At 49.9% G+C, this 10563-nt stretch carries 11 protein-coding genes and 2 pseudogenes; 6 read left to right on the top strand and 7 right to left on the bottom strand.

Features of this window, described 5'->3' with window-relative positions; translation table 11 throughout:
* Positions 1–42: 42 nt before the first annotated feature.
* Positions 43–269, bottom strand: a pseudogene (locus tag BN1129_RS24515) (phosphoethanolamine transferase domain-containing protein); the annotation flags it as partial.
* Positions 270–737: 468 nt separating this feature from the next.
* On the opposite strand from BN1129_RS24515, the gene BN1129_RS21035 reads away from it, so the two are divergent.
* From BN1129_RS21035 to BN1129_RS21025, 3 genes are all read left to right on the top strand, one after another.
* On the top strand, positions 738–1508 hold the full coding sequence (locus BN1129_RS21035) for a COG4705 family protein (RefSeq protein ID WP_042039227.1): 771 nt from the start codon (positions 738–740) through the stop codon (positions 1506–1508).
* Positions 1509–1631: 123 nt separating this feature from the next.
* A complete protein-coding gene (locus tag BN1129_RS24320) occupies positions 1632–2189 on the top strand; it encodes a hypothetical protein (protein ID WP_244463091.1) in 558 nt (185 codons plus the stop codon).
* A complete protein-coding gene (locus BN1129_RS21025; protein ID WP_042039225.1) occupies positions 2189–3397 on the top strand; it encodes a tyrosine-type recombinase/integrase in 1209 nt (402 codons plus the stop codon). The genes BN1129_RS24320 and BN1129_RS21025 overlap by 1 nt, the downstream gene beginning before the upstream one ends.
* Before the next feature lie 39 nt (positions 3398–3436).
* Here BN1129_RS21025 and BN1129_RS21020 read toward each other — a convergent pair whose 3' ends face one another.
* The 4 genes from BN1129_RS21020 to BN1129_RS21005 form a co-directional block, all read right to left on the bottom strand.
* A complete protein-coding gene (locus BN1129_RS21020; RefSeq protein WP_042039224.1) occupies positions 3437–4402 on the bottom strand; it encodes a sensor domain-containing diguanylate cyclase in 966 nt (321 codons plus the stop codon).
* Positions 4403–4598: 196 nt separating this feature from the next.
* Complete coding sequence (locus BN1129_RS21015; protein ID WP_157013511.1) at positions 4599–5834, bottom strand: tetratricopeptide repeat protein; 1236 nt, start codon at positions 5832–5834, stop codon at positions 4599–4601.
* A 217-nt stretch (positions 5835–6051) separates the two neighbouring features.
* A complete protein-coding gene (locus BN1129_RS21010) occupies positions 6052–6456 on the bottom strand; it encodes a DUF6979 family protein (protein WP_042039223.1) in 405 nt (134 codons plus the stop codon).
* Between the two features lie 129 nt (positions 6457–6585).
* Positions 6586–7347, bottom strand: a complete 762-nt coding sequence (locus BN1129_RS21005; protein WP_042039222.1) for a COG4705 family protein — start codon at positions 7345–7347, stop codon at positions 6586–6588.
* A 186-nt stretch (positions 7348–7533) separates the two neighbouring features.
* Here BN1129_RS21005 and BN1129_RS23665 point away from each other — a divergent pair, with 186 nt between their 5' ends.
* Together BN1129_RS23665 and BN1129_RS24630 are read left to right on the top strand one after the other, a co-directional pair.
* Positions 7534–7698, top strand: a complete 165-nt coding sequence (locus BN1129_RS23665) for a hypothetical protein (protein ID WP_157013510.1) — start codon at positions 7534–7536, stop codon at positions 7696–7698.
* Positions 7620–7871 carry a transcriptional regulator gene (locus BN1129_RS24630; RefSeq protein WP_422614021.1) on the top strand — a complete coding sequence of 84 codons (252 nt, stop codon included), beginning with the start codon at positions 7620–7622 and terminating at the stop codon, positions 7869–7871. The genes BN1129_RS23665 and BN1129_RS24630 overlap by 79 nt, the downstream gene beginning before the upstream one ends.
* A gap of 54 nt (positions 7872–7925) precedes the next feature.
* On the opposite strand, the gene BN1129_RS21000 is transcribed toward BN1129_RS24630, so the two are convergent.
* Both BN1129_RS21000 and BN1129_RS20995 read right to left on the bottom strand, forming a co-directional pair.
* On the bottom strand, positions 7926–8306 hold the full coding sequence (locus BN1129_RS21000) for a diacylglycerol kinase (RefSeq protein WP_042039221.1): 381 nt from the start codon (positions 8304–8306) through the stop codon (positions 7926–7928).
* Positions 8307–8392: 86 nt separating this feature from the next.
* Positions 8393–10018 (bottom strand): MCR-3-related phosphoethanolamine--lipid A transferase, encoded by a 1626-nt coding sequence (locus BN1129_RS20995; protein ID WP_042039220.1) that lies wholly within the window; start codon positions 10016–10018, stop codon positions 8393–8395.
* Positions 10019–10383: 365 nt separating this feature from the next.
* On the opposite strand from BN1129_RS20995, the pseudogene BN1129_RS20990 reads away from it, so the two are divergent.
* Positions 10384–10563 (top strand): annotated as a pseudogene (locus BN1129_RS20990) (hypothetical protein); the annotation flags it as partial.

Genomic DNA, 10563 nt, shown 5'->3' with positions numbered 1-10563 from the left:
TATTCGGAACAGTTATTTAGTTGCTATAACATTGCCCCGCTAGCTCTGGTTGGTTTCAAAGATGTTCTGGATCATGTCGCCATTAAACAGCACCCGATATTTCATCATGGTGTAGCTGGCAATGGTCCCAGTGATAAAAAAAAGGGCATAAATACAAAGTTCGGAGCCGCAACTCGTACGATAGGAATGGAAATAGCAAACCCTATCTTGACGTGTTTAAGCTGGGGCAGTATTTCATAGAAATCCAGCAAAACTGTCCCTTTGAGCAAAAAATAGCACTTTTATGTCAGTAGACAAAATGGAAGAATCTTATTCTAAGACAAGAAGTCACATATATCATTATTACACTTCTTTATTACACTGTTTTATTACACACTTAAAGATTTTTTATGTTGCAGTTTAAATATTTTTCGCGGGATGGTGACAGAGCCAAGGGTACACTGAGCAGGATATCCCCCCCTAATAATACTAGCCATATCAATAAACACCACAAAGGACGCAGGTTAACCCACAATACTTACAGACAATTTAAGTGTGCCAAGATAAATAACCGATCAAAACAAAGTGGGCCGCCACCACGGATATGCACAAAGGCGCCCCAGCCCTTTGTGAGGGCTGGGGCACGCTTGATAAAAATAGTGATGATCCCCCTGCGTCTTAACGCTTTCTTAAGACTTCTCGGCGACACTGTGCTCTGACGAGTCCTCGTCTAACGGCATCAGCGAGAGAGGGTTAACATGCATAGCAACAGCAACGCAGCAATCAGCAAAGTGCCAGAAATCACCCTGATGTTCTGGGTCATCAAAATTCTGGCAACCACGCTGGGAGAAACCGGCGGTGACGCCGTCTCCATGTCGATGGATCTCGGTTATCTGGTGGGAACGGCGATCTTTGCCGTCATTTTCTTTGTGTCGGTCAGCGCCCAAATCGCGGCGACCTCCTATAAACCCGTGCTTTACTGGACCACCATCATAGCCACCACCACGGTCGGTACCACGCTTGCCGATTTTGCCGATCGATCGCTTGGGCTCGGTTATGCCGGCGGCTCCGCCCTGCTGTTCCTGCTGCTGATGGGTTCCTTCTTCACCTGGTACAAGTTCCAGGGCAACATCTCCACCGGCAACGTCACCACGCCCGGCACCGAGATGTTCTACTGGATCACCATCATGTTCTCCCAAACCTTGGGGACAGCACTGGGAGACTGGACCGCGGACGAAGCAGGCTTTGGCTATGCAGGCAGTGCCGTGCTATTTGGCGGCATGCTGATGGCTATAGTGGCGACATACTACCTGACCCGGGTATCGCGTACCCTGCTATTCTGGGCCGCTTTCATCCTGACCAGGCCACTGGGCGCCGTGGTGGGCGACTTCCTGGACAAGCCGCTGAGCAAGGGAGGGTTGGAGCTGAGTCGTTATTCCGCCTCCTTCACCCTGCTGGCCGCCATCGCCGTCCTGGTGCTGATCTCGACCATCCAGCACCGGCGCCAGGCCACTCCGAGCTCGATGTAGAGCAATAATCCCTGTAACCGGAACGGGCTGCTACGCCAGCCTGTTCCATTTGCCTGCTCTCTTTTGATACGACAACGCAGCTCTCAATCTTCTGTGGGCTGCGACCTTATGACGACAGCCCCAATGAATATCTCGTCCGAGATGATCCACAGCCTGTTGCCCCTCTTCATGGTGACAGTGCTGGGCTACGGGCTGGGAGCCCTCACCAAGCCGCTGTTTGCCATGGCACCCGGCAGCGGACTCATGTCACGACCCGCCTGTTGGACAGGTCGGCAAGGGGATACGGGGCGCGGCACCGCCTATAACCTCTTTAATCTGGTCAGCGACATCACCAGCCTGGTGACAGGCTTGATGCGGGAGAGCCTGGGCGCAACCTTCACCTTCTACACTGGTGCAGCCATTGCGGATACATTCATCCCCCATCACCTGACTACAGATGAGAAACCAAATCACAGACAGCAAAAAGCCCCACACAACAAGGTTGTCTGGGGCTTCTCTGAAGATGGCGGAGGAGGTGCCCGCCGCAATCCAGCCCAATCCATTCTGAAGCGGCAAGATAAATCACTATCTATCAGTATCTTGAATCCAACACCTGTCCAATCCATCCCAATCACATATTACCACTGCGCATGCTTGGTGGCATACTGCGTGGCATATTCAATTCCCAAGGAGGTTACCTGATGGCAATCCTCACCGATACCAAAGCTCGTAGCATCAAGCCGGAAGATAAACCCCTTGCTCATGGTGGCGTCACCGGGTTAACGCTACACCCTTCTACTGCCAAGGGTAGAGGCAAGTGGGTTTTCCGCTATGTCAGCCCACTGACGAAGAAACGACGTAATGCTGGCCTCGGGCCTTACCCCGAGATCTCCATCGCTGACGCAGCTCGAGACGCACAGGTAATGCGGGAACAGCTGGCGAATAGTCTGGATCCGCTAGAGATCCGACTGGAGGAGCAGAACAAGCCGAAGATCCCGACGTTGGAAGCATCTGCCAGATTGGTCTACGAAAGCTTGCTACCAGGCTGGAAGAACCCCAAACATGGTAAGCAATGGATCACCACATTGGAGCAATATGCATTTCCTACCATTGGCGCTATCTCCATTGATGCTATCACCCCAGCTCATATCGCTTCAGTTCTGCAACCGATATGGCTGACGATCCCGGAAACGGCAAGCCGTGTTAAGCAACGCCTACACGCAGTCATGGCTTGGGCATGGGCCCATGGCTATACCTCTGCAAACCCGGTGGATGTGGTGAGTCACTTACTACCAGCTCAACCCAGCAAATCTGTGCGAGTAGAGCATCAGCCTGCTATGCCCTGGCGTGATATACCTGCTTTTGTTCAGCAACATCTGAGAACAGCACAACGATACGATGTAACCCGCTCGATGTTGGAGTTCTTGATCCTGACAGCTTGCCGCTCTGGTGAAGTCCGAGCAATGAAATGGTCTGAAGTAGATCTGGAGGCAAATGTCTGGACCTTGCCTGCCGAGCGTATGAAGGCCAAGCAACAACATCGTGTTCCGTTATCTCTTCGCGCCGTCGAGATCCTGAAGGGGCTAATGGGATTACATGACGAGTTGGTATTCCCTTCTCCCAGAGATCAGGTACCGCTCTCGGACACTGTGCTGACTATGTTTCTGAGAAGAGCTAAAGCGGAGAGTTGTACTCCTGGCCGAATGGCAACGGCTCATGGCTTTCGTTCCAGCTTTCGGGACTGGTGCAGCGAGCAAGGCTATGCACGTGATCTGGCAGAACGAGCGTTAGCCCATACTGTGCAGAACAAGGTCGAAGCGGCTTACCACCGCACTGACTTGCTGGACCAACGGCGTCCCATGATGGATGCTTGGGCTGAATTTGTTGACAGCAACTCAAATGAGCCATAAAGAGGCGACCCCGTAGGGGTCACTTCTTTTGTTTGTTTTTTAACCTTTTTTAATCGCTTGTTTACAACAATACATTTCATCATCGGCAAGGCACAGCAGCATATTAATATCTGGCGCAGTTGTTGCATCGTACTCTACGATACCTATAGAACAGGATAGTTGATAGGGCTTTCCACTATTAGTATTAAAGTTTTCTAGCGCTTGATTTAAACGTTCCTGGATCCTCTGGCAATGTTCGCGTCCAGAACCTGGCAGCAGAACCACAAATTCATCTCCACCCAAGCGCGCAAAGATATCAGCATCCCTGAACACATTACACAGCAGTTCCGCCATCTGACGTAATGCATCATCGCCAATATCATGACCAAATTTATCATTGATTGCCTTGAAATGGTTTAGGTCAAGAAACAATAATGAAAGGGGAAGCTTTACACGGAAAGCGTATTGCAAACTCTTTTCGCCCAACAACATGAAACCTCGGCGATTAGTAATCCCTGTCAATTCATCTATTGTTGCCATTTGAATTGCTTGCAATTCGCTTTCTACCATTGATGCCAAATCTGAAAGTAAAGCCTTTTCACGTTGACCAAGTATCCTAGGTTTGCGATCAATAATGCATAAGGTACCCAGCTTTAATCCATTGCCGACCTCTAGCGGATGACCTGCATAGAACCGAATATGTGGCTCACCAGTAACCAAAGGGTTATCTGCAAAGCGCGTGTCTTGCGATGCATCTTCGACCACAAACAGAGTTTCGCCGAGGATCGCATGACCACAAAATGATATGTCTCGCGGTGTTTCAAACACAGGTAAACCACAACAGGATTTGAACCACTGCCTATTCTCATCAACCAATGAAACCAATGCGATAGGTACATCAAACATGTTGCGAGCCATCCGAGTTATCCGGTCAAAACGTTCCTCGGCGGGAGTATCAAGTACAGCAAGACGACGCAAGGCATCCAAACGCAGTCGTTCGTTCTCTGGTACTAAAGGGGTTTGCATCAACATGTCCTTGTCTTTGGGTCTGATATGCAATGTTAGTATTAGTCTTACTTACACGCTCTGATGAACATCGAGCGTTATAAAAATTTATAGACCAATCAAAACGGATCGCCTCATAGATCGGCTGTCAAATCCAGCCCGAACATCCACACAGACAGAAGCAGCCCCATTGGGGCTGCTTCTGTTTTGTTCTTTTTTAGCTTTTCCTGACGGTGGATGACATCTTGCTAAACCAGTGCTCAGACAGTTTCTGAGCCTGTTTGACTTCCGGTTTGGTCATCGCGGCCTCCAGTTCATCACGCGCCTGCACGGCTTCAGGCATCCCTTCTGTGGCCGCTAGTGAGAGCCAGGCATAAGCATGCACCCGGTTGCGCGGTGCCCCCAGACCTTTCTCACGCAGTGTCCCCATCCGGTATTGGGCCATGCGGTCGCCTTGCTGGGCGGCCAGGCGATACTGCTTGAGTGCCAGCGTGTAATCCTCTTTGCCACCTTGGCCCAAACGCAGCATTTCACCGTAGGCGTATTGCGCTGCCGCGTGTCCCTGTTGAGCGGCCTTGGCATAGCTGGCTCTGGCCTGCTCCAAAGCCCCTTGGTCCTGCTGTAACTCCGCCAGCTCAAACCACGCCTTGGTTACGCCACCGTCAGTGGCCAGCGTTAACCAGTGAGCCCGCTGCTCCCGGTCTACCTGCAGCAAGCTCAGTTGGTACTCGGCTTCGTGGGAGCCGTGTCCGGCTGCCAGCTCCAGCCAATAGCGCCCCAAGGCAGGGTCAGCCGATACCTGCTCCCCTGCCAGATACGCCATCCCTAGCCAGAGTTCAGCCTCGGCAGAGCCCGCATTGGCTGCTCGCTGATAGGCAGCGAAAGCATTAGAAGGAAGCGCCTGTTTAGCTTGCAGCAACAAAGCGTCCGGTTGCTGTTGGGCAGCGGCTTTATCATTCCAGCGCTGGGCAATATCCGGCCGTTTGGCAACCCCTTTGCCCATTTCATAGCGCTGACCCAGCAGGTACTGGACATCACGGTTGCCCAGTTCTGCCGCTTTTTCTAACCATTTGACGGCATCAGCATCAGCCCCCGGTTGTTTGCTGTACCACCGGGCCAGGACTAACTGCGCTTCGGCATGATCCCGCTTGGCGGCCTGCTCGAACCAATCGAGGCATTCACTCACCAGTTTGCCTTGATGCTGCTCCTGGCACATCACTCCCAACCGATAGCTGGCATGGGTGTTGCCAAGCCGCGCAGAGCGTTGCCACCACTGGGTAGCGAGCGCCGGATTCTTGGGCTCACCGAGCCCAGCCTGATACCAGTCACCCACTTGCCAAGCTGCGTTAGCCCGGATCTTCTGATCGGCGGCCAAGGGCCCTGACTGCTCTGCAGCTTGCTGCATCCAGTGCATGGCATTGGGATAATCGGGTTGGTTGCCAGCGCCAACCATAAGGCTCGGTGTGTCATGGGGAAAATCTTCGCAGAGTGAAAAGTGACGGATTAGGCACTGCTGTCTTGCGGGCTGATCCGTTATGCTACGCAGCCACCTGATGGGCACAAAGCTGATACGGCGCCTTCCCTGGTCATGCTCAGGCGCTGTCAGGCAGATAGAAGAAGGTCCAAGGTACGGGGCCTTCTTCGTATTAGTTACACTACTGACTATTTCTCTATTCCTCTGACATAATAAAGCCAGCCTTCCAAAGTGCTAACGCAACATCCATCTGGCCATTGTGTACGATCTCTTTACCAAGCTTTTTCATCACGACGTCCCAGAGTTGTAATGCATTAGGCAATTCAGTATGTTGATTTTCATAATGTTGAAGGACACGTACTGCTTTGACTGCATAGCTGCCACTTTGGATTGCACGTGCATAACGTCGTTTGGAGACATGCCGTACCAAGCCTTCACTGCATAATCCCAAGAATGCGCCTTTTGGCCCACCTTTTAACTGAGCTGACTGGCTTGAGGGGTAGTGTTCCTGAGCCGCAATTTTCCAGGCATCACAGGGATTATATTTGTCATCTGATTTACACATCTGCACTGCATTAACTGCCACTTCTCCGTAGCCCATCCAACTCTCCTTTCAAAACGTAGGGGGCCGAGGCTCCCTTGTTAGTCATATGCTGAGTATATTCTCAAGCACCTTGTCAGTGAGGCGCATTTGGAGTCACTTGATGTTCGCCTACTTGAATTGCATATTTCATTTATGTTTGGGCATTCGTGATGGTAACGACTGATAAATGACCAAAATAATGATGCACGTAAAAAAGGCTATGCTGGTACTAGTGACACCAACCCCCAAACCGCCATGTTTTTCAGACTGTGATAACCAATCCCCTATTGAAGCGCCAAGTGGACGAGTCAGCACATAAACGATCCAAAACGCCAGCACAGTATTTATGTTGAACTTGTAATGAGCGATCATAGTTGCGGCTATCAAAGACCCGAAAAGCAATGTGGCATTCATATACCCCATATTCATTCCTTCCGATACCCAATCACCAGCTGCAGTGCCCAACGCGAAGGTAACGAGAATGGCTGCCCAGTAAAATAGTTCACGCTTACGGGTATCAATAGAACGTATGGACAAAGTTTTTTCTTGTGCATACCAAACCCAGAACGTGCCCAGTAGTACAACCGTAAACACACTGGTAGACACAGCCAAAGGTACTCCAACCTGGTCGGTAAGATTATCCGTTACCAAGGTGCCAAAAATACTCACAAGTACAACCGCTAGCCAATACTTCCAGGGGGCATAGCGGGTTGCTCTAACTTGTATCAAGAGTGTTGTGATTAGGAGGATCCCCATAAGAGATGAGGTTATTTTTAATCCCAAATGCAGGTTAAAGATCAAGAAATCTGCGGCTGTCTCCCCAACAGTCGTCGACATCATTTTGATCAACCAAAATGTTAAGGTGACCTCAGGAACTTTGTTGAGATAATTGGTGGTGTTTGTATCCATAAAGCGCCTCCAGATCGCTCAGTGTCCGTTTGTCCTTCCCGAGTCTAATCAGGAATTCTTAAGATATTATTAAGAGCAAGAGAGCTCCTTTTGGGCCTCCATTTCTACATATTAGCTCAGAGTGTAGAGAAAGGGCTAGCAGGCTGAGCATGGTGCCCTGATTGATGGTGAGATGAGATCATCTACATGCCTCTATTCGATGATGGGGGAGAGCTGGCTGGCCAGCTGCTTGGCCTGTTGGCCATGTCCCGTCATGGCTCCGCTGTTCCCTGGTGCTGGCCCACTGCGGTGGGTGTGGCCTGCAGTGGCGGCGGCCAGCTGATCCACCGCATTCATCAACTGCAACAGTAGCCGGAAGATGTTCACGCTATGCAGAATGTGGTCACAGTTGGGTGGCTACACTTTCGTTCAGCCATACCTTGAGCCCATCCTCTCGTACAGCCACGCAATTGGTAGTGACCCTGGTTGGCTCGCTCACATCAGAAGGGAAACAGATGGTTTTGAGGGGGTTGGCGTCAAGTTAAGTACGACTGATTTAGCAATTCAGTGCTTGGGCATTGCTCATAGTCACTTACGGATTACCACCATCCCAATAGGTTACGGCCAGTCAAGGCCCCCCAGACAAGAGCATTGAGAGCAAGTGCGATAAAGACTGCAGCTGAGCCCATATCTTTGGCGCGGCCAGATAGCTCGTGATGTTCTGAGCCAATACGGTCAACGACTGCCTCCACGGCAGAGTTGAGGATCTCCACGATTACCACCAACCAGCTGATGACCATCAACAGTAATATCTGGTTAAGCCCGTCGCCCACGAAAAAAGCCAGCGGCATAAGTAGCAGAATGAGCAATAGTTCTTGGCGAAAAGCCGCTTCATGCTTCCAGGCAGATGACAAGCCTTTCATGCTATAGCTGGTTGCATGAACAATGCGAGTGATGCCTGTTGCGCCTGGCTTAGCCATTTCGTCTTCCTCTCTCGAGATTTTCATTTTGGTTAGTTAAGCAATGCTACAGAGAAAAGGGGGCGCTTGAGCGCCCCAGATAAGGTTTATTGCACAGTTCGGCACTTGCTGAAGATATCAAGTCCCTGATTATAGACCGCTGTTTTTACATCCCAGATACCCAGCACAGATGAAAAAATATTATCGTGTGAGTAACGGGTATCAGCAGCGTTTTCCTGTAAGCAATTCATATCCAGTCCTTTTTCTTTGGAGAACCCGGGCGACATCCATACCTGCATTGGCACCCGAGTCTGGTCGTCTGGTGCAAATTTGTATGGTGTACCGTGCAGATAGAGCCCCAATGCGCCCAGAGATTCACCGTGATCGGACACATAGATAAGTGCCGTGTTGTACTTATCTTCATACTTTTTTAGCTTGGTAATCATCTCTGCAATGACAAAGTCGGTGTAGCGAATAGTGTTGTCATAGGTATTTTCTAGTTCTTCATCCGTGCAGTTTTCGATGTCACTGCGAGGGCAGTCAGGCAAGAATTGGCGATGAATATCTGGGTAGCGTTTGTAATATGTAGGTCCATGACTGCCAATCAGGTGGAAACCGACCAGTTTGTCTCCTTTCATCTGGGCAACGTCATCGTCCAAATTTTGTAGAACGACTTCGTCATAGCAGGTGCTCTTATCGCAGAACTGCGGATGATCCTTGGGCTTGACTACGATATTGGGGACCCGGTCGCACACTCCCTTACAACCACCATCGTTCTCTTTCCAGAAAACAGAGACCCCGGTTTTTTGCAGCACATCCAGTAATCCCTCGCTATTGCGAGCTCGATTGCCGTCAAACTCCTTGCGCCCCATGTTGGAGAACATGCAGGGCACAGATACAGCAGTCGCGGTACCGCATGAGCGAACATCATTGAAAGAGATTACGCCACTAATCTTGCTGGTAAAGGTATTGGTATCTTTGGCATAGCCATTCATTGAAAAGTTTTTGCCGCGAGCTGTCTCCCCTACCACCAGAAACATCAGAGTGGGCTTACCCTCGTTCACAACTCGTTTTGCATCATCCCCCAGCGTGGTAAAGGGAACAGGTTCTCCCAGATATCGTTTGTAGAGGTATTGGGTTGTGCTGTAAATAAAATTGGTAGGCACTATTTCGCGATTCAGGGTCTGATTATTACGTCCGATCGATGCATAATCTTGGTAGTACAATGCAGCAATAATCCCGACCACTGCTAGAGATGCCAGCATAGACAGCCCCCTTTGGAAGAAGCCCACATACCATCTTTTGGGATACTCAATTTGCACAAAAAACAACAAGATCGCAGGAGTCACCCCTGTCAGCAGTACCCAAAAAACAATGGGGAGGCTGATGTAGGAGTAGGCTTCGCTTTGATTGGTCTCGAAAATGTTCTGGATCATGTCCCGATCAAACAGGACGCGATACTTCATCATGGTGTAGCTGACAATAGAACCAGTGACGAAGAGGAACGCAAAGAAAGGCTTGAGCAGATAGCGAATCGAAAACGGCATAAAGACGAAATTAAGCGCAGCCACAAGCAGAATAGGGATAGAAATAGCAAACCCTATTTTGAAGTGTTCAAGCCTAGACAGGATTTCAAAAATGTGGAACAAAACTTCCCAGTTAAGCAGAAAGGCAAACAGCAACGCCAACAAAAAAATTAATGGCACAAGCTTTATTTTTACAACTGAAGGCATGACTTCTCCATAAGGTATTGCAGGGACTGATATGCATTCTTGGCATTCCATTAAGGCACGGAATACTACCAGCCTCATACGGAGATCCACCTATAGTATTTGGAGAGATGCTAAAAACCGTGATTCATATCAGTAATTTTCTCTATTGATGAATGATAGCGCTTGAAACTTAAGGAAAAATTAAGAACTAACTCTTGCTTAGCAAGGCTGCTATCTGGTTGAAAAGCAGACAGTTTCAGGGTTTTATCGATCTTAAGTAAAAGACAGACATGCTGAACCGGCACTGTGGCGGCTGTACTCTTGAGCCTGTAAATCCAATTGTGTAACCGCCCACGAATAAGTAACTTTTTCAAAAGGATACCTTCGTGGGTAAGCAAATGGACCAAGACAAACTCAAAGCACTCGCCGCTGAGCTGGCAAAAGACATCAAGTCTGAAAAAGATCTCGGCACACTCACCCAACAGCTGATCAAGCTCACCGTCGAGACCGCGCTTAATGCCGAGATGGACGAGCATCTGGGCTACCAGAAACACGCCCCACAAGGC

Source organism: Aeromonas popoffii (genome assembly GCF_000820025.1).
GTDB classification, from domain to species: Bacteria; Pseudomonadota; Gammaproteobacteria; order Enterobacterales; family Aeromonadaceae; genus Aeromonas; species Aeromonas popoffii.
Note: the sequence above shows the minus strand (reverse complement) of the source record. Positions and strands in the feature narration are given on the sequence as shown.

Coding starts and splice junctions, on each gene's coding strand:
- BN1129_RS21035 (WP_042039227.1), top strand. CDS start 738: ATGCATAGCAACAGCAACGCAGCAATCAGCAAAGTGCCAGAAATCACC.
- BN1129_RS21015 (WP_157013511.1), bottom strand. CDS start 5,834: ATGGTTGGCGCTGGCAACCAACCCGATTATCCCAATGCCATGCACTGG.
- BN1129_RS21020 (WP_042039224.1), bottom strand. CDS start 4,402: ATGCAAACCCCTTTAGTACCAGAGAACGAACGACTGCGTTTGGATGCC.
- BN1129_RS21005 (WP_042039222.1), bottom strand. CDS start 7,347: ATGGATACAAACACCACCAATTATCTCAACAAAGTTCCTGAGGTCACC.
- BN1129_RS21025 (WP_042039225.1), top strand. CDS start 2,189: ATGGCAATCCTCACCGATACCAAAGCTCGTAGCATCAAGCCGGAAGAT.
- BN1129_RS24320 (WP_244463091.1), top strand. CDS start 1,632: ATGAATATCTCGTCCGAGATGATCCACAGCCTGTTGCCCCTCTTCATG.
- BN1129_RS21000 (WP_042039221.1), bottom strand. CDS start 8,306: ATGGCTAAGCCAGGCGCAACAGGCATCACTCGCATTGTTCATGCAACC.
- BN1129_RS23665 (WP_157013510.1), top strand. CDS start 7,534: ATGCCTCTATTCGATGATGGGGGAGAGCTGGCTGGCCAGCTGCTTGGC.
- BN1129_RS20995 (WP_042039220.1), bottom strand. CDS start 10,018: ATGCCTTCAGTTGTAAAAATAAAGCTTGTGCCATTAATTTTTTTGTTG.
- BN1129_RS21010 (WP_042039223.1), bottom strand. CDS start 6,456: ATGGGCTACGGAGAAGTGGCAGTTAATGCAGTGCAGATGTGTAAATCA.